The sequence below is a fragment of the Echinicola pacifica DSM 19836 genome, assembly GCF_000373245.1.
GTDB classification, from domain to species: Bacteria; Bacteroidota; Bacteroidia; order Cytophagales; family Cyclobacteriaceae; genus Echinicola; species Echinicola pacifica.
The window spans coordinates 164,800-185,477 of the sequence record NZ_KB890758.1 but is presented as its reverse complement, the minus strand read 5'-3'; the positions used below and the strand labels follow the sequence as shown (position 1 = coordinate 185,477).

Here is a 20,678-nt window from a genome sequence, read left to right as displayed (position 1 = left end):
GGCAGAAAAGAAAATCTTTTCTGCCTGGAGCCTTTGTACCAATCGCCAAATCAGGCAAAGGCTAATTTTAAGTTTTATGCACCTAAAATCACTTACAAAGTATGGAAAAATCAATACTTAGGCAACTTATTATGCTTTCCAGATATTTTGTGTGCGCCTTTATCTTTCAGTTATTTTTTACAGCTGTATTGATGGCAAACACTAGCAAAGCCCAACTAAAAAGTTTGGATCAAGTGGCGGTCACCATTCATGCCCAATCCACGGGCCTGGCCGATATCATCGCTCAAATGGAGCAGCAGACCGATTTTCAGTTTAGTTATAATAAAGGCAAAGTGTCATTTGCCGAAATCAAGCTGAACCTCCACCCAAAGGAAATGGCGCTCTCGGAAGTCCTTAGAGAAATCTCGGGTCAGTCCAACTTGAAGTTTGTCCGGGTGGACAATACGATTCATATTACCCGAAAAAACAACGGAGAGGAGCCTGTGCGTGACCTGGAAATGGCACTGGGAGAGGTGAAGGGAACGGTGACCTCTGCCGCAGATGGGATGCCCATCCCTGGGGTGACCGTCCGCATCGAAGGGACCACCAAGGGTACCGTCACCAATATCGATGGGGAATATACCATCAAGGTAAACGAGGGCGATGTCCTTGTGTACAGTTTCGTAGGCTTTCAGGAGACGAAGATCACCGTGGGGGCTCAGGCGACCATTAATATTGCTCTGGCAGAAGACCTGCAATCACTCGATGAAGTGGTCGTGGTCGGATATGCGGAACAGAAAAAGGCAACCATCGTGGGGGCAGTGACCCAGACGGATGGCGCAGTGCTCAAGCGTACCGGTGGGGTGTCCAATGTGGGGCAAGCCCTGACCGGAAACCTGCCAGGTGTCATCACCACTGCCAGCACCGGGATCCCTGGGGAGGAGATGCCCCAGATCGTCATTCGTGGTCAGAATAGCTGGAATGGCAATGCCCCGCTCATCCTCGTGGATGGAGTAGAGCGACCAGAGTTTTTTAATGTAATGGACATCAACTCTGTAGAATCTATATCGGTTCTCAAGGACGCCTCTGCCACGGCAGTATTTGGCTCTCGAGGAGCCAATGGCGTGATCATCGTCACCACAAAACGTGGACGCGAGGGCAAGGCTGAGATCACCGCAAACTTCAGCTCGACCATGAAAGTGGTCTCCAAGCTTCCCGGTAAATACGACTCCTACGATGCGATCGGCGTCAGAAACAGAGCCATCGAATATGAGCTGTCCAATAGTCCCGACAGCTGGTATGACATCATTCCTCAGAGCATTCGGGAGAAATACCGCTATCCGGCAAACCTGGAAGAAGCCGAAAGATTTCCTAATGTGGACTGGCAGGATGCCGTATTTAAGAGCTATGCCATGGCCTATAATGCCAATGTGGCTATTCGGGGAGGAACTGAATTCACCAAATACTTTGCAAGTGTGGACTTCCAGAATGAAGGCGATTTGTTTAGAGATTTTGATAATAACCGTGGCTATAATCCCGGCTTCAATTACAATCGGTTGAACTTCCGAAGTAACCTGGATTTTCAATTGACATCCTCCACCAAGCTATTGGTCAATCTGGGAGGGAGTTATGGCGTGAGACAGGCTCCATGGGCTTATGATTTTCCCGGTGGATACTGGCATGCCGTGTACCAAAATGCGCCGGATGTCTTTATGCCTCAGTATGCGGATGGCGCCTGGGGAGTCTATCAGCCAGATAATGTGGCAGCGCAGAATTCAGTACGAAATCTTGCAGTAAGTGGGGTCGAGTACATCACCAATACCCGATTATCTACCAACTTTGTCCTCGAGCAGGACCTGGACATGATCACCAAGGGCTTGTCCTTCCGCGGGACACTAGCAGTGGATAATTCCTTTCAGGAATACGACCGGGGGATCAATGACCTCTATAATGACACCTTCACCAAATGGATCGACCCTCAGACAGGCCAGCACTTATACACCAATCCCCTGGATGCCAATACCCGATTTGACTTCCGCGAGGAGGTGACCTGGGTGACCGAAGGAGGAACTGTCGATGGAGCGCAGCGTCGGGTTTTTTATCAGTTGCAGCTCAATTATGCCGGAAGTATTGACGAGCGCCATAATTACTCCGTGATGGGCCTGATGAACCGTCAGCAAGATGCCATCGGAAGTGTCATTCCTAGCTATCGGGAGGATTGGGTTTTCCGCGCAACTTATGATTATAAAAATAAATATATGGTGGAATATAATGGCGCTTATAACGGCTCAGAAAAATTCTCACCCGAATACCGCTTTGCCTTTTTTAGTTCCGGAGGAATCGGCTGGAATGTCTCCGAGGAGGCATTTATGAAAAACATCCATTTTGTGGATCGGCTGAAACTTCGGGCCTCTTATGGGGAAGTGGGAGATGATAATATCGGCGGCAGGTTCCTCTTTATGGATCAGTGGAGTTACGGCGGCAATTCACAGCTGGGCGTGATCGGGGAGCAAGGGGAGGACAGCCCCTATACCTGGTACCAGCAGAGCACCATCGGAAACCCAAATGTGCACTGGGAGACCGTGTATAAGTACAATGCCGGGATGGAATTTGGCTTGTTCAATGAGCGATTGACGGGTAGTGTGGACCTCTTCCGGGACAATAGGGTAGATATCCTGATGTCTAGTGGTCGGTCTGTTCCCAGCTATTATGGAGCGGTGGCCCCCGCTGCCAACTTGGGTAGGGTGGAGACGGAGGGCTTTGAGTTTACCCTTGGCCTAAATCACAGTTTTGAGAATGGCATTAAAGTATGGGGGGATTTTTCGATGACCCATGCTCAGGATGTGGTGCTGGACCGGGATGATCCTGAGCTCCAGGTGGACTACCAGAAAAGCGAAGGCTACCAGCTAGGCCAATACCGAAGCCATATTAGCGCAGGATATTATAATACCTGGGATGAGGTCTATGCCAGTACCCCCCATAATTCCAATGATCTATCAAAATTGCCTGGCAATTATTATATCGTGGATTTTAATGGGGATGGGGTGATAGATTCCTTTGACTCTGCTCCCTATGGTTTCTCGGGGGTGCCTCAGAATACTTTCAGCACCAATTTAGGAGTGGAATGGAAAGGGCTTAGCCTCTATGTGCAGTTTTATGGGGTGAACAATGTGAATCGAGATGTGCCACTAACCAGTTTATCCAGCAGGCTAAATAGAGTATATGAGGAAGGAACGTATTGGGATAAGGATATCTCCAATCCCGACTCCCCCATGCCAAGATGGATTTCCCAAACCGCTGGGTATAATTCAGGTACGCGGTACCTCTATGATGGCTCTTATTTGAGGCTAAAGAATGCTGAAATCGCCTATAACTTTCAGGCTGACTGGGTGAGGAGCTTAGGCTTAAGCAATTTGCGAATGTACCTCAATGGCAATAACCTATTGCTATGGACCGATATGCCTGACGACCGAGAGTCTAATTTCTCCTCTGCTGGCTATGTAGGGACTTATCCCACCGTAAGGCGATTTAACCTTGGCCTAAATGTTACATTCTAAAATCGAGACCCCAATGAAAAGCAACTATATAAAAAATATTTTGAGAGGGAGCATGTGTACCCTGTTTTTATGGGCCTTCACCTCTTGTGAGGATTATTTGGAAAGAACTCCCGAGTCCATTATTTCTGAGGAAACAGCCTTTCATAATTTCACCAATTTTCAGGGCTACACTGAAGAACTTTATCAGTGTATTCCCAATTTTACGCTTTCGTATTGGACGAGCTCCTGGAACTGGGGGGAGGATGAAATCGAATCCACCGCAGGTACATTTCACCTTTCGTATGATATCGACCGAGGTAATTTTTGGGCCTGGCAAAACGAGATGGGTGGAGGAGATAGCTGGCTGGATGCTGGGGGGGCTTATACTGACCAAGATCACAAAAATAAGGGGCTATGGCCACTGGCTTGGTATGGCATACGCAAGGCTAACCTAGGCCTGGAAAATCTCTCCAAAATGGTGGATGCCACCGAGGAGGAGAGAAGACTCATAGAAGGCCAGCTGCTATTTTTCAGAGCCTGGTTTCATTTCTCGCTGATCCAATATTTCGGAGGGCTGCCCTATGTGGATTATGTCCTTCCGAGCGATGAGAAACTCCAGCTGCCAAGGCTTAGCTATCATGAATGTGCCGACAGAATAGGGCAGGACCTCGCCAGGGCAGCACAACTGCTTCCTGTGGACTGGGACAATACCACAGCCGGACGCAGGACCCTTGGCAAAAACCAGCTGAGAATAAATAAAATCATGGCTTTGGGCTATTTAGGTAAAAATTACCTCTGGGCAGGAAGTCCTTTGATGAACCAAGTGTCCACCGGTAGCAGTACTTATGATGCTGCTTACTGTACCCTGGCGGCCAATGCTTTCGGGGAATTGCTGAGTCTCGTAGAGAGCGGTGATACTCAATATGAATTGCTGCCATTTGACAAATATTCTACTAATTTCTATACCACGGGGCAAAACTGGGCCCTGCCAGGAGGCACGGAGGCGATCTTTCGCGGACCTTATTATTCCGCCAACTCCACCAATTACCAGATCTCCAAGCAATTTATGCCTCGGGTGATCAGTGATGGGGATGCTACATTATTTGCCCCTACGGCCAATTATATTCATGCTAACTATGGCATGGCTAATGGACTTCCTCTCCCCGCAGACGTCAGCAAGGCGGATCCTGTTTCGGGATTTGACCCTAATCATCCGTGGAAAGATAGAGACCCGCGCTTCTACCATGATATCGTCTATGATGGGGTGAAGGTAATCCAGGGAGCGATTCCTGATCCCAATGAAGAGGTCAACAGGTTTGCCAACCTCTATGAAGGCGGGAGCTATAGAGATGTGGCTTCCGGAAGTCGCACGGGCTATCTAAGTACAAAATTTAAACCTCTTACCTCCAATAAATACGATAGAGCCTATAATTGGGGCAGCTCTCTGCATATCAATGTCCCCTATATGAGGCTGGCTGATATTTACCTGATGTATGCCGAGGCCACGCTGATGGGCTTTAATTCCCCCAGCGCCACCTCCAATACCTACTCTAAAACCCCAGTGGACGCAGTGAACGTCCTTCGGGACCGGGTGAATATGGCGGCTGTTCATAGCGACTTCACCGCTTCTACGTCTGTGTTTTTGGAAGAGCTGAGAAGAGAAAGAGCCGTGGAGCTGGCCTTTGAGAGCCATCGGTTCAATGACCTCAGGAGGTGGCTGCTGCTGACCGAGGAGCCCCATACGCTGAAGACTTCTTTTGAGTTTGATCGGGCAGGGGAATTCGACGCCGCTGATCCTTCCCAAAACCAAATAATCAATATGCACGAGCAGGTGCTATTGGAAAGGAACTTCAGTGATCGACATTATTGGCTGCCGCTCAAGGTGTCTGATGTCACCTTATACCCTGAGTTTAACCAAAATCCAGGATGGTAATATCCACAGGTATTTTGTTTAGTCAACCACAAAAAGATCTTACAGATGAACGCTAAAAATATAAAATGGATATGCTGTGCATGGATTCTCTTCATGCCCTTATTGGCCAGAGCGCAGAGTAATCCGAAAATTTCACTTAGTCCCAAGGTCATTTCCAATACGGGCGAGCCCATTTACGGGGCGGTAGCCACCAGTGATCAGGACCAATATTCGGCAGTTTCTGACACCTTGGGCATCGTGGAGCTGGAGGTGAGCCTTCATGCTTACCTAGGAGTGGAAGCCCCGGGTTACGAAACCAAACTGCTCCAAGTAAGCCGGGATCTTCAGCAGATCGTTCTTTTTCCCTACTTAGAAGGGGAGACGGTGCAGCTGCCTTTTCAGACCAAGGATAAGCGGGAGCTCTCCGGAGGCATAGATTATGTCAATATGCCAGAAGTCCTGGACCAAAACTACCTTACTTATCCGCTGGATGGGATGGAGGCGTATGTGGGAGGATATAATGGAAATCTATGGGGAAATGACAGTTACCTTACCCTCGTGGATGGTGTTCCCAGAGATATTGGCAGTGTCATGCCCACCGAAATCGCCCAAATTACCTTCCTCAAAGGAGTGTCTGCCCTGGCCTTATATGGCAGCAGAGCGGCCAAAGGCGTACTGCTGATCACTACCAAAAGAGGGGTCACCGGCCGTCAGGAGATTCAGGTTCGTGCCAATGCAGGCATCCACGTCCCAAAGAGTTTTCCGCAGTACCTGGGCTCCTCAGAGTATATGAGCTTATATAATGAGGCGAGGACCAATGATGGCCTTTCACCTTTATATTCTCAGGAGGATATTTATCAGTATTCAACCGGCGAAAACCCCTACCGCTACCCCAATGTGGATTATTATTCGGAGGACTACCTGCAGGAAGCCTATAGCCGGTATGATGCCACGATGGAGATCTCTGGCGGAAATGAAAGTGCCCGGTATTATACCAATGTGGGTTTCTGGACTCAGGGATCTTTATTGGACTTTGGGCAGGCACAGGACAATGCCACCGAGCGATTTAATATCCGCGGAAATGTGGACTTGGACCTCAATGAGTATATCTCGGCAAAGGTAGATGCCTCGGCGATCTTCTATAATGGCAAAGGCGTAAATACAGACTATTGGGGAGGGGCTAGCAGACTAAGGCCTTACCGATTTACCCCCCTTATCCCCATCGATATGATCAATGACAGCGATCAGGCTTCCCTTGCGTATGTGGAAAGCAGCGATCATATCATCGATGGGAAATACCTGCTGGGTGGTACTCAGCTGGACCAGACCAATCCTATCGCTGATATCTATGCAGGGGGATCCAATAAATTTACCAGCAGACAATTCCAGTTCAATGCCGGACTAAATGGAGACCTTCAGAACCTCCTGGAAGGGCTTAGCTTTAGCGGACAATTTGGCTTGGATTATTCCACTAGGTATAACCTCTCTTATAGTAATGAATATGCCGTATATCAGCCCTTTTGGACCAATTATAATGGGGAAGATGAAATAGCCAGTCTGACAAAATATGGGCAGGATGCCAGCTCCCGCACTCAGAATATTTACGATAATTGGTTTAGGCAAACCTTGGCCTTTTCGGCCCAATTAAATTATACCAAGCAGATCGATCGGGTGCATACGATCTCGGCTATGCTCGTGGCCAATGGCTTCCAGACGGCCGAATCAGGCATCTATCATAAGATAAGCAATGCCACCCTGGGGGTCTATGGAAGCTATAGCTATAAGCAAAAATACTATGCCGACTTTAGCGGAGCCCTCTCTCATTCGGCAAGGTTGGCGGAAGGAAATCGCGATGCCTTTTCTCCCACCTTATCACTCGCCTGGAGGCTTAGCGAAGAGGATTTCCTGAAATCGTCCTCGGTGATAGATGATCTGAAGCTTTCTGTTTCGGGTGGGATCTTGCATACCGATCTGGATATCGATGATTACTATCTGTATGAAGCTATCTATACTGATGATGGCTCTTGGTACAGCTGGAAGGATGGGCTTAACAATACCGCCACTGACGTGCGAAGGGGAGAGAATCCCGACCTGACGTTCCCAAAGAGGGAGGAAATCAGCCTGGGAGTAGATGGGGTATTCTTCAATAACCTAATTACCATCAGCGGATCGTATTTCTGGACCAAGATGACAGGGCTTTTTGTTCAAAACAATATTCTTTACCCTAGTTATTTTACCACCGGATGGCCGGTGTCTTCCTGGATACCTTATGTCAACTATAATGACGACCTGCGAAAAGGCCTGGATTTTAAGCTGAATCTGCATAAGAAAATTGGTCAGGTGGACTGGAATGTGGGGATATCCGGCCTCTACTATTCCACTCAGGCCTCCAAGCGATCAGAGAATTATGAAAATGGCTATCAGGTGCGGGAAGGCAAACCGCTGGATGCTATTTGGGGCTTGGAAGCGATTGGGTTTTTTGAGGGGCTAGATGATATCGAAAATTCCCCCAGCCAGGCTTTTGGCGAGGTGAAGCCCGGAGATATCAAATATAAGGACCAAAATAATGATGGCCTGGTCAATGACCAGGACCAGGTGTACCTTGGCCGTGGCGGATGGTCCGGCGCCCCTTTGACGATGGGCTTTAACCTATCAGCAAAAGTCAAAAACCTTACCTTCTTCGCCTTGGGAACACTCAGAAGTGGCGCCTTCGCAATGCGAAATTCCAATTATTTCTGGGTCAATGGTGACGATAAATACTCAGAAATTGTCCGTGGTAGATGGACCGAAGAGACTAAGGCGGAGGCCAGCTTCCCCCGCCTGACCACCCAGAGTGGAACGAATAATTTCAGGTCCTCAGACTTTTGGGTTTATAGCACCAACCGCTTTGATCTGGATCGGGTACAGGTTTCCTATACCTTCCCTGAGCAGCTGTTTGGACAGCGCTTCCTCAAGGGGCTCGATCTCTATGTCAATGCCGCCAACCTGCTCACCATCGCCCCAAATCGCGATATTCTGGAGCTGAACGTTGGTAGTGCTCCCCAAACAAGATTTTATAACCTCGGTTTAAAAGCGAAATTTTAAATAGACCCAAGACCATGAAAAAGTTATATTTCAAGATTTGCTTATACGTCTCACTGCTGCTGCCGATCGTTTCATGTGATGACTTTATTGACCCGGCACCGGAGAATATCCTGGGCAAGGATGACATCTATTATAGACCAAATCTCGCCCAGGGACTGCTGATCAATGCCTACCTACGCATCCCCACCAATGGCTGGTCCTTTAGCGAAATGGCCACGGATGATGCCGTCAGCAATGACCTTACCAATGGATACCTGAATATGGCCACTGGTCAGTGGGCCTCGAACTCCAATCCCGTGGACCGATGGACCAGCGCACAGTCTGCCATCCAGTACATCAATGTGGTGCTGGAAGAGATCGATGAGGTGAATTTCTCGGAAATTCCTTCTGTAAATCAAATGTTTTCCGATCGTATCAAAGGCGAAGCTTATGGCCTCCGAGCCTTGTTTATGTACTATTTGCTGCAAGCGCATGGAGGCGTCGCCGGGGGGGAGCTCCTGGGCATCCCCATCAACCTGCAATCTCAAAATGTAAGCTCTGACTTCAACCAGCCTCGGAGTACCTTTGAGCAGTGTATGGACCAACTATACACAGACGTGGATCAGGCCTTAGCCCTGCTTCCAATGGACTATCAGAATATCAATGATGAAGCTCTGGTTCCCGCACAATACCGTGAACTCGGAGCCAAAGCGAGTGATTATAATCGGGCTTTTGGCGATGATGCGATCCAGTTGCTGTCTGGAAGAATAGCCCTGGCCGTCAAGGCTCAGGCGGCGCTGCTAGCGGCAAGCCCCGCCTTCAACCTCTCATCGGATCAGTCAAAATGGGCAGAAGCTGCGGAGTATTCCGGTGATATCCTGACAGATATCGGCGGGCTGTCCGGCATGGATCCCCAAGGCCATACCTGGTATGCCAATACCTCCGAAATCGATAATATCGGTGGTGGAGCAAATCCCAGGGAAATCCTCTGGAGAACGACCATTGGAGATGCCAACAACTCCCTGGAAGCCCAGAATTTTCCGCCTACACTCTTTGGTGAGGGCCTCGTAAACCCCACACAAAACCTGGTGGAGGCCTTTCCAATGGCCAGCGGCTACCCGATCGGAGACCCCGCTTCCGGATACCTTGCCGAGGCTCCTTACCAGGGCCGCGACCCTCGGCTTCAGGCCTTTATCGTGGTCAATGGCAGTACCGCCGGCGCTTCCAATAAGGTGATAGATACCGCCCAGGACTCAGAGACTAATGATGGCCTAAATAAGGTGGAGTCTTCCACCAGAACGGGCTATTACCTCCGCAAACTCCTCCGCCAAGATGTAAACCTGGATCCCGTCTCCAATAGTCAGCAAAGACATATCCAGCCTCGAATCCGGTACACAGAGATTTTTCTCATCTATGCAGAAGCCGCAAACGAAGCTTGGGGTCCCACAGCGATGGGGAATTATTCTTTCTCGGCCTATGATGTCATCAAGGCAATCCGCCAAAGAGCTGGCATAGGCCTGAGCAATGGGGACCCTTATCTGGAATCCATCAAAGGAGACCAGGAGGCGATGAGAAACTTAATCAGAAATGAAAGAAGACTGGAGCTGAGCTTCGAAGGGTTCCGCTTCTGGGACCTGAGAAGGTGGGACCTGAGCCTTACCGAAACCGCCAAGGGAATCCGCATCATGAATGATAGCGACTATGCCGTGATCAATGTCGAAAATAGAGTATATGCCGATTATATGATCTATGGCCCGGTTCCCTATAGCGAGATCCTGAAATTTGCTGCCCTTCAGCAGAATTCCGGCTGGTAATAATTAATGACACTCAATAGAATGGGAAGTTTTGCCTTTAAACTCAAAGTAATATGAAAAATATAGTTTATACCCTCTTAGCGCTTGTTCTGATTTTCAGCTCCTGCCAGAATCAAGATTGGGATTTTCCCAATTTCGATTACCAAACGGTATATTTCGCCTACCAGTTTCCCGTAAGGACCATCACTCTTGGCGAAGACCTCTTTGATACTTCTCTGGATAATGAGGGCAAGTTCAAACTCATGGTTAGCACGGGAGGGGTGTATGCCTCCCCGAATAATATCACAGTACAGGTAGAAGTGGATGAGTCTCTAGCTGCCGGTCTCCTTTTTGAAGAGGGAGGAGATCAGGTGGAGGTCTTGCCGATAGAGTATTATCAGCTCAGTACTGAGACCATCACCATCCCTAAAGGAGAGGTCGCCGGCGGAGTAGAAATCCAATTGACCGGGGCTTTCTTTAATGACCCTCGGGCGATCAGGAAGACCTTTGTATTACCCGTAAAAATCACCCAGATCAACAATGCGGACTCGGTGCTCTCAGGGATCCCAATAGTGGACAATCCCCGCCGGGCCATCAGTGCCGATTGGGCTCCTGCGCCCAAGGACTTTACCTTATATGCCCTGAAATATATAAACCCTTGGCATGGTAATTACCTCCGCAGGGGTCGGGATATTATCACGAATGAAGATGGCTCGGTCGTGGAGACCACCATCATCCGCCATGAGGAATTTGTGGAAGACGATGAAATCAATTCGCTCCTAACACAGTCGCTGTCACAGGTGGTCTTGCCCTTACGGGCAAAGGGCAAAGATGGTAACGAGGTGGTGGCAGACCTATTATTGACTTTTGAGGAGGACGGCAGCTGCTTAGTTTCCTCACCATCGGCAGATTATACTGCCGAGGGCACAGGGAAATTTATTAAGGATGGAGAGAAATCAAGCTGGGGAGATCAGGATAGAGACGCCTTGTATTTGGATTATGAAATTGAATTTGCTGATATGAAACTGAGCTCAGTGGATACCTTGGTGCTTCGGGATCGAGGAGTAGGCATAGAAACTTTTTCACCTGTTGCAAAACAATAAAGAGACTTTAAGCCAGAAAACATGAACAAAAGATACCTAAATATAGGCCTTGCTATAGCCATTGGGGGCTGCTTTTCCGCCTGCGTAGAGGATATGGCCAGTCAGGATTTCCAGGTCCAAAAACCCGAATCCGTAGCCCTCCAGGAGGAGCTGAATAGCTACCAACCCCTAAAAACCTACCTTGACCATTCCTCCGCTCAGGATTTTACGCTGGGGGCTGCCGTGAATTTGCAGGAATATGCCAGCAAAGGCGTGATGTATAGATTGATCAATAGCAACTTTGATGAAATCACCGTCGGCTATGGGATGAAGCATGGCGCCGTGGTCCAGTCCGATGGATCCCTCAAAATGGAGGGTATAAACAGCCTATTCGAGGCAGCCGCGGAAGCGGGAACGAGCATATATGGTCATACCTTATGCTGGCATAGCAACCAGAATGCAATATACCTAAATCGGCTTTTGCAGCCGCTGGAGGTGAGTTCTCCGGCCATTGCCAATGAGCTGGACCTTGCTTCCGCCAAAAAAGGAGATCTCTCAGGCTGGAAGACCACTGGAGCAGTTTCTATAGTGGAGAATGCAGGCCTGGGAGATGATGCACGTGCTTTCCTCTTGCAGGCTTCCTCTTCTGAGGAGCCAAGCTCCTTACAGCTGAGCTCTCCTGATATAGCCATTGACCCTAGCAAAACCTACGAACTGATCGCCTTCATCAAGTCTGATGGACAGGGAGAAGGAAGAATAAGTTTCGAGGGGCTGCTGGGCGAGGATGCTTCAGAAAGGGACTGGACTGGCAGCGGAAATTCCTCTGCCACCTTCCAAACAGGAATCTCCTGGAAGGAAATCCGATTTCGTATCAGCGGTTTTGAAGCAGAGACCTTTCGCCTAAATTTTGACCTTGGATATACTGCCAATACGAGCTATTGGATCGATATAAATACCATGTATGTGTATGATCCTGAGGGAGAGGCCGGGGTGCAAAATATTGTTTCTAATGGGGACTTCGAAGCCGGTGAGGCTTGGGGAGGATGGGGCAATAACTCCACCCGCGGACTCACCGAGGATGGGATGGGCTATGGAGGGGCAGGCAAAGCCTTTTTTGTGTCCAACCCTTCGTTGACCAGTGGCTTCTGGGGCGTGCAGTCTTTATATTCATTTGCTGAGCCTTTAGAAAATGGAGAAACCTACACCCTGAGCTTCTGGGCCAGGGGAGATGCCGAAGGTATTATCAGACCTGAACTCCAGAGTCCGGATTATTCTTCGGATGGTTTTGGGCAGGTTTTTATTACCACTTCGTGGAAACAATATGAATACTCCATTACCGTGAGCGCAGCTGACCGAGGCCGATTTATCATCAGCTATGGAGAGTTTGCAGGCACGGTCTATATAGATAATGTGGTCCTCAAAAGCGCCTCGGTGCCCGGAGGAGAAACTATATTGGTCCCCAAAGAAGCCGAGGAAAAGCAGGCAATTATAGAGGGGGAACTCGAGCGATGGATCAAAGGAATGGTCACCGCCAGCGCAGGTCATGTGAAAACCTGGGATGTGGTCAATGAACCTATGGATGACGGCAATCCTTATGAGCTGAAAACAGGCCTTGGGAAATCTGATCTTCCGACGGACAATTTCTTTTGGCAGGACTATATGGGCAAAGCCTATGCGGTGAAGGCCTTCCAGCTTGCTCGCCAGTATGGCAGCCCCGAGGATGTCCATTTTATCAACGACTATAATCTGGAGTACAATCTCGACAAGTGCCAAGGACTAATCGACTATGTGGCCTACCTGGAGGCCCAGGGCGCCCAAGTGGATGGCATCGGCACTCAAATGCATATTGGAATCCACTCAAATAAGCAAAATATCGCTAAGATGTTTGAGATGCTTGCGGCCACGGGTAAATTGATCAAAGTCTCAGAACTAGACGTAAGGGTAAATACCGCTAACCCTAGCCCCGAGATCCTCGAAGAGCAATCGGAGATGTATAAATACGTGGTGGACATGTACCATCAATATGTGCCCAAAAATCAGCAGTACGGCATCACCATATGGGGGGTTACCGATAGTAAGGAGGATGCCAATTGGCTGCCCGGTGAGCGACAGGGACTCTGGACCCAACAGCTCAACAGAAAGCCTGCTTATGCTGGCTTCGTGGAAGGCCTGCAAGGATTGTAAATCAAAATGGGGTTTGACCGGCGGTAGGCACTTGTGGTCCGCTGCCGGTCTTTTTCTTCCTATTATATAGGAGCTAAGACATATTTATTCCTAACCAATCCGCTGGTCTGATCAGAAATAATTGCATTTGCAAAAGCTATAGCGAGCCTGCGGCAAAAGAAATTTCGGTGGATATTTTGCAGGTATTCTGCGCCCAAAGAGACTCGGCAGTTGGGCCCTTGAAAATGAAACCCTGAGAATCATATTTAAACTTTTAGACCCTGAAATTGCTGTTCGTTTAAATCACGATGGCGCTATAACCAACTATGAAAAAGCTTCAAAAACAATTTATAGCCTTATTCACCCTTCTTTTTGGGGTTTTTACGGCCTCCGGCCAAAATCAATCTTCGCCACTATTCACTCAGGTGACTTATACGGGGAATGATCAGATCTATAAGGATTATCCTCTTGATCCCGACGAATTTTATAGCCCTATCCTTCAGGGCTGTTACCCGGATCCTGCCATCACCCGGAAGGGCGAGGATTATTATATGGTATGCTCTTCCTTTGCGATGTTTCCCGGGGTGCCTATTTTTCATTCCACGGACCTGGTAAATTGGACCCAGCTTGGGCATGTATTGGATAAACCCTCACAGATGGATTTGAGTAGTTCCGGGATAAGTGGAGGGGTATATGCTCCAGGAATCGTATATAATCCGCAAAATGATACTTTCTATATGATCACCACCGTACTGGCTGGCGGCTTAGGTAATATCGTGGTGAGTACCAAGGATCCCGCAAAAGGCTGGTCTGCTCCCATCAAACTGGGGTTTGACGGCATAGACCCTTCCTTGTTTTTTGATGAGGATGGAAAGGCTTATATCGTGCATAATGATGCTCCGGATCTGGCGCTATACGAGGGGCACAGGGTAATAAAAATCTGGGAATATGACCTGCAAAAGAATCAAATTATAGCAGGAACAGATAAAATAATTGTAAATGGCGGGGTGGATATTTCGAAGCAGCCGATATGGATCGAGGCCCCACATTTATACAAGCATAAGGGTAAGTACTATCTGATGTGCGCTGAGGGCGGCACCGGTGGCTGGCATAGTGAGGTGATTTTTGTGGCCGATCAGCCCACAGGTCCATTTGTGCCTGCGGCAAATAACCCAATTCTCACCCAAAGGCATTTCCCCAAAGACAGACCAAATAGTGTGGATTGGGCGGGTCATGCTGACTTGATCCAGGGACCCGATGATCAGTATTACGGGGTGTTTTTGGGAGTACGCCCAAATGACCAAAACCGGGTCACTACGGGCAGGGAAACTTTTATCCTCCCCGTGGATTGGTCCGGAGACTTCCCGGTATTTGTCAATGGTCTGGTGCCCTTGGAACCAAAGCTTAAAATGCCCTATGGCATTAAGAATAATACTGGAAAGAATGGATTCTTTCCCAACGGGAATTTTACTTATAAGGAGGATTTCAGCTCTTCTTCACTTGATTTTCGCTGGATAGGTCTTCGCGGACCCCGAGAGGCTTTTGTCCATCTTACCCAGCGTGGATTACAGATACAGCCCTTTGATGTTGCCATCCAGGAAGCCAAACCCACTTCCACCTTATTTTATCGTCAACAGCATAAAGCCTTTACCTTTGAAACGTCGATGGACTATCAACCTTCTTCCAAAGAAGATCTGGCTGGTTTAACCTGCCTGCAGAGTGAAAGTTTCAATTATGTCTTCGGCATTACACATTTCGAGGGTGAGGATTATATCGTTTTGCAAAGGACCGAAAAAGGGGAGTCCGTCCTCCTTGCCAGCCGAAAAATTAACCATTCAGGCTCCGTTCGCCTCAAGGTGCAGGGCGATGGAGATACCTATGAATTTAGCATAGCTCTTCCCGGAGGGGACTTTCTGCGACTAGGTGACCGAGTGTCCGGAGATATCCTTTCTACCAATGTCGCTGGGGGATTTACCGGAAATATGATCGGCTTATATGCCACCACATCCAATGAGGCATTGCCAGATAAATAATGCCATTAGCGGCAGGATCTTCCTATCTGCACTTTTATGAAGAGAAGTAAAAGCGCTTATCGACTCAGGAAGATCCTGTTTTATATTGGTATCGTAGCGAGCAGCTGGGCCAAAGCTAGGTTCAGAATCAGGGGAGGCTAAGGGCAATTGGCTTCATGATGCTGAAATAAGTGCAAGTATAATCGGAAAGGGAGTACTGCGGTCTGCATAAAGTGTGTGGCGGCAGTTCCGATATATTTCCAAGGAAGATTCATGGTGCCAGGAGCATCCGCTGCACAATCCACTCGTCCATCTTTAGCCTTCTAGATGCACCAAGGCCAGATTCTCCCAGCCGCTAAGATCCTTATTATGATCGACCTTTTCCATGGCCTGACTGATCTTATTCTTGAAAGCCCAGCAGGTCTCCCTTCGGAGTTCTAAGATATCGGATAGCTCGTTTAGCGTAAGGTCCACATCTTTGCGGTTGGAGAGGTAGAGGATATAAAAGGCTTTTTCGATCGGAAATTTCAATTTATGAAATAGGGTCTCCACCGTTGGAGACTCGTAATAGTTGCAGTTTTTGCACCTTCGGCCGTGATTGGGCCCGGCGGCGTATTTATTATAGCCGCATTTTTTGCATTGGAATTTATGCCTCCACTTTAGTTCGGAGAGGAACTGAAGGCAGCTGTCTTTGTCGGGGAATACGTTCTTGAAGCTTTCAAAATCCAGACCTTTCATTAAGGCGAGGTTTTTGGTAACTTCCTCCATATTGGTTTTTAGCTGCTCATTATTTTTCCGTAGGAAGTCATTGATCTGATTCACTTGCACGTTGAGTTCCTGCAATTTCAAATTGGTGGTCTGAAGTTCTATATTTTTGCTCGCCAGATCGGAGGCCATATTCTCTATTTTCTCCGTTCTCTCGCGGACCTTCTCCTGAAGTTTATTGTTTAACTCATCAGAAAGGCGGTTTTTCTCAATCAATGCCTGGGTTTTTTCCTCGCTGACCATCTTATATTGCTCCTGCAGAAACTTTATTTGATTGAATATAGAAAGCGAAAAAAGGACCACTTCCAGGAATATCACCGGATGGACAAAATACCAATTGATAACCTGATCCTCAAATAAGGCGATGATGATAGCATAGCTATTGATGATCACCAAAATCAAACAGGCATAGGCAAACAAATAAGACCAAGAATATATTCGGGCTTTTATGAGCAGCCATAAGCCCATCGAAAAAGGAATGAGCATGATGAATATGGTCAAGGCGATATATACCAAACCATCAATATGGATCCATCGGTCCTGTAAGAAAAACAAAATTACCTTTAACCCAATTGCCAGCAAGGTTAGCTTTAGCATCTTTGGGTTAGTGTTGTACTTCTGGACAAAGCGATTGGAGAAGAGAAGGGTGGCCACCACCACCATCAGCTGGGTGATCCGGCCTTCGGTGAGTGGGTTGAAGCTCGGGCTATTGGGCCATAAATACTGAAATGCCAAGCCGTCGCGGCCCAGTGAAAACCAGATACAGGCAAGAATTAGCCCCGCAAAATAAAGGTATAGGGTGTCCCGTAGCTTATATACGAGGTAGATATTGAATACCAGTATCAATAATAAGACGCCATAATAAATGCCCAATAAATAATACTCATTCAAAGAATGGGAAATAAATTTCTCATTGGTTCGCAGATGAAAATTAAAAGCCAAGGGATAATCTCGCCTTACCTTAAAGTAATATGTCTTGGTCTCTCCTGGGCGTAGATCGAGGAAATAATTGAAATTTTTGTGAGTGATATTCCTTTGGAAAAAAGGGTAATCATAGCCTGAGGTATTGGCGATATAGCGGCCATCAGCAGCAGGGAAGAAAAAGGTGAATTGATTAATATCAAATCCCCAGGATTCAAAATACCAGGAGCGCGCAGGATTCTGTGATTGATTGGACACCTTAAAGCGCAGCCATATATCATGGTCCAGACTGTCGTAAAGAATATTGATATAGGTAATAGGCTTAAATTGCCCTGCAAACTCACTCGAACTTACCTCAGTAATGTTCAGGTCATTGCGGGGATCCACCATGAAGTCCATAGAAAGGATGATGTCATCATAATCCTCCTGATCGGTGATCTGGAAGGTCCTCGCATCCCCCGCATTGACCTGCAGGCAAAATAAGATCAAGCATGGAACTAGAAGTAGCTTTCTCGCTATCAACATCAACTCTTTGGTGTGCACAGTTAGGATTTATTGGTTAATTGGGAATACGGACGCTCCAGTTAGAAACTGGTTTTTTTGCCTAGTGAATATACATAATAAAAATGCTCTAGCCTGCCAGTTATTCTATTTTAGCTGGGGCTAACCGCAGTTTATAGGAACTTAAAAACCCTGTTTAAAGTATTTTTTTAATGGTAATTAGTTGATTTACAATTGTTTGCTTTAAGTGCAATTGATTTTTCGTTTAGATGAATCAGGACATGCTCCTTCAGACCCAAATCATAGCTAAAATACGGCTTAGCAGGAATTTGACTTTCGTGATGAAACAGTAAATCCTGCGATTTAACCGAATACATTTATATTAACTATCTGTAATTCAAGTACTTGTGGTGTGAGTGAGTATTTTTTATTTGATTTAAGCTCTATTACATTTGTTTGGAAGGATTTCCTAAATATCCCCATTGATTTGGCAAATCATTCATTAACCCAAATTTCATATAATCCAATTTAACCATGATGATCACATTAATAATTAATTTTCTAAGCCTTCTTACCGTAATGGGGCTAGGGCATCCAAGTGCTGAGAATAGCACTATATCGGTGTCGGAGGTATTCCGCAAGGAATTTTTGGTAGGTGCGGCCCTGAATGGTCGCGATGTCATGGGAAAAGACCCCAAAGTGAGAGCCACTCTTTCCCGGCATTTTAGTAGCATCAGCCCCGAAAATTTGCTGAAATGGCAGTCGGTTCACCCTCGTCCAGAGCAATATAATTTTTCATTAGCAGATGAGTATGTGGCTCTGGGAGCAGATCTGAATGCTTTTGTACTGGGCCACACCTTGGTATGGCATAATCAGACTCCTGGATGGGTCTTCCGGGATGAAGCAAACGAGCCCATAGAGGCAGCAACTCTCAACCAGCGTATGAAAGAGCATATCCTCACGGTGGTGGGCCGCTATAGCGGAAAAATCCACGGCTGGGATGTGGTCAATGAGGCCTTTACCGATCAGGGCGAGTACCGAAGTTCCCCTTGGTTCAATAGCCTTGGCAAGGAGTTTATCGCTACTGCTTTTGAAACGGCTCATCAGGCAGATCCTGCTGCTGAGCTTTACTATAATGACTATAATCTCTGGAAGCCAGCGAAAATAGATGCGGCACTTAGGATGGCTTCCGAGCTGCAAGAGCAAGGAATCCGAATCGATGGCATTGGGATGCAAGGTCATTATGGGCTGGAATCTCCTTCCCTTGCAGAGATAGAAGCCTCCATTCAGAAAATCGCAGACCAAGGCCTTAAGGTGATGATTACCGAGCTGGATATCGATGTCCTTCCTAATCCAACCAATAGACGTGGGGCGGATATTGATGATAATTTTCAATACGAAGACCAATTCAACCCTTATAAAAATGGCCTTCCTGAAGACCTAAGAATAAAGCTGGCTCAGCGATACGCAGACTTATTCGAATTATTTGGCAAGCATCAGGAAGTGGTCACCAGAGTGACACTGTGGGGGATCAGAGATCAGGATAGCTGGCTAAATAACTGGCCTATTCGCGGACGAACAGCCTATCCCTTATTATTTGAGGAGGATTATTCTCTCAAAAAAGAGATAGAGCAGATGCTGGAAACCTTAAGCCGAGGCCTATAATGCCTGCAATTTCCCTATAGTCCGGCAGGTATCTCGCAGAAGAAAAGCAGCATTCGCCTGTAATTAATTTTGAACATAAACACCATAATATACCCTAATAATAAGATGAAACAGCCTTTAGTTTTTACGGTTTTATTTTCCAGTCTCTGCCTAATAGGCTGTGAAAATCAGAAATCAACGGAAAGCCAGGAACTCACCGAGGAGCACAGTGATAGTATTCAGTACCTAAGTGCTCCATTGGTCAGTGAAATATATACGGCGGATCCTTCAGCCCATGTATTTGATGGGAAGATCTATATCTATCCGTCCCACGATCGGGAATCAGTGGTGGATGAGGATGATTCTGGAGCACAGTATGATATGAAAGATTATCACGTCTTCTCCTTATCAGCGCCCGATGGATCTCTTACCAATCATGGAAAAGTCCTTGATCTAAGTCAGGTGCCTTGGGCCAAAAGACAGCTTTGGGCGCCGGATGCGGCAGAAAAGGCGGGTAAATATTACCTCTATTTCCCCGCCAAAGACCATGATGATATTTTCAAAATAGGAGTGGCTGTGGCGGACAATCCGGCAGGACCATTTGAGGCTTATCCAAGGCCGATAGAGGGGACTTATTCGATGGATCCAGCCGTTTTTGAAGATGAAGATGGCACCTATTATATGTATTGGGGCGGTATATGGGGAGGTCAGCTACAGAAGTGGCGAACCGGGGAATACCTATCCACCGGAGATGCTCCCGATGATGATGAGCCGGCTGACGATGAACCTGCCATTGCCCCGCAGGTGGCCCGGCTCAGTGAGAATATGGTGGAGCTGGCCGAAGAGTCAAAAGATGTCCTGATTCTCGACGCAGAAGGTAATCCCATCACCGCTGGGGATCATGACCGTCGCTTCTTTGAGGCCGCTTGGCTTCATAAGTATAAGGGCAGGTACTACTTCTCCTACTCCACAGGCGATACTCATAAGATCGTCTATGCCATAGGAGATAGCCCTTATGGGCCCTTTACTTACCAAGGTGTCATCCTCTTGCCTGTCCAGGGCTGGACCAATCACCACTCTATAGTAGAGTATGAAAATCAATGGTATATATTCTATCATGACACCGAGTTGTCTGGTAAAAATTACCTTAGAAATATAAAATTGGCCAAGCTTACCCATTTAGAGGATGGCCGCATTGCACAAATAGATCCGCTAAAAGCCCAAGAGTAGGTGCAGGAAGCAGAAAATAAGACAAACCACTAACCACTATTTGGATCTGGCCTAGAAAAGGATTTGCAACACAAAGC

At 47.4% G+C, this 20,678-nt stretch carries 10 protein-coding genes; 9 read left to right on the top strand and 1 reads right to left on the bottom strand.

The window, feature by feature from the left end:
• The first annotated feature begins 191 nt into the window (after window positions 1-191).
• The 7 genes from B050_RS0120390 to B050_RS0120360 all read left to right on the top strand — a co-directional run bounded on the left by B050_RS0120390 (window position 192) and on the right by B050_RS0120360 (window position 15,561).
• Entirely contained in the window at window positions 192-3,536 is a 3,345-nt protein-coding gene (locus B050_RS0120390; protein ID WP_229802475.1) for a SusC/RagA family TonB-linked outer membrane protein, read from the top strand.
• Window positions 3,523-5,448 carry a RagB/SusD family nutrient uptake outer membrane protein gene (locus tag B050_RS0120385; protein WP_018475812.1) on the top strand — a complete coding sequence of 642 codons (1,926 nt, stop codon included), beginning with the start codon at window positions 3,523-3,525 and terminating at the stop codon, window positions 5,446-5,448. The genes B050_RS0120390 and B050_RS0120385 overlap by 14 nt, the downstream gene beginning before the upstream one ends.
• A 45-nt stretch (window positions 5,449-5,493) precedes the next feature.
• On the top strand, window positions 5,494-8,511 hold the full coding sequence (locus B050_RS0120380) for a SusC/RagA family TonB-linked outer membrane protein (RefSeq protein ID WP_026236050.1): 3,018 nt from the start codon (window positions 5,494-5,496) through the stop codon (window positions 8,509-8,511).
• Window positions 8,512-8,525: 14 nt separating this feature from the next.
• Complete coding sequence (locus B050_RS0120375) at window positions 8,526-10,304, top strand: RagB/SusD family nutrient uptake outer membrane protein (RefSeq protein ID WP_018475810.1); 1,779 nt, start codon at window positions 8,526-8,528, stop codon at window positions 10,302-10,304.
• Window positions 10,305-10,357: 53 nt separating this feature from the next.
• Window positions 10,358-11,386, top strand: a complete 1,029-nt coding sequence (locus B050_RS0120370) for a DUF5627 domain-containing protein (RefSeq protein ID WP_018475809.1) — start codon at window positions 10,358-10,360, stop codon at window positions 11,384-11,386.
• A 21-nt stretch (window positions 11,387-11,407) separates the two neighbouring features.
• Window positions 11,408-13,549, top strand: a complete 2,142-nt coding sequence (locus B050_RS0120365) for an endo-1,4-beta-xylanase (RefSeq protein ID WP_018475808.1) — start codon at window positions 11,408-11,410, stop codon at window positions 13,547-13,549.
• A 305-nt stretch (window positions 13,550-13,854) separates the two neighbouring features.
• Window positions 13,855-15,561 carry a glycoside hydrolase family 43 protein gene (locus B050_RS0120360; protein ID WP_018475807.1) on the top strand — a complete coding sequence of 569 codons (1,707 nt, stop codon included), beginning with the start codon at window positions 13,855-13,857 and terminating at the stop codon, window positions 15,559-15,561.
• Window positions 15,562-15,855: 294 nt separating this feature from the next.
• Here B050_RS0120360 and B050_RS0120355 read toward each other — a convergent pair whose 3' ends face one another.
• Window positions 15,856-17,751 (bottom strand): 7TM diverse intracellular signaling domain-containing protein, encoded by a 1,896-nt coding sequence (locus tag B050_RS0120355; protein WP_018475806.1) that lies wholly within the window; start codon window positions 17,749-17,751, stop codon window positions 15,856-15,858.
• 510 nt (window positions 17,752-18,261) lie between these two features.
• Between B050_RS0120355 and B050_RS0120350 the strand changes: the two genes are divergently transcribed.
• Together B050_RS0120350 and B050_RS0120345 are read left to right on the top strand one after the other, a co-directional pair.
• On the top strand, window positions 18,262-19,392 hold the full coding sequence (locus B050_RS0120350; protein ID WP_018475805.1) for an endo-1,4-beta-xylanase: 1,131 nt from the start codon (window positions 18,262-18,264) through the stop codon (window positions 19,390-19,392).
• A gap of 105 nt (window positions 19,393-19,497) precedes the next feature.
• Window positions 19,498-20,601 (top strand): glycoside hydrolase family 43 protein, encoded by a 1,104-nt coding sequence (locus tag B050_RS0120345; RefSeq protein ID WP_018475804.1) that lies wholly within the window; start codon window positions 19,498-19,500, stop codon window positions 20,599-20,601.
• Window positions 20,602-20,678 lie beyond the last annotated feature (77 nt).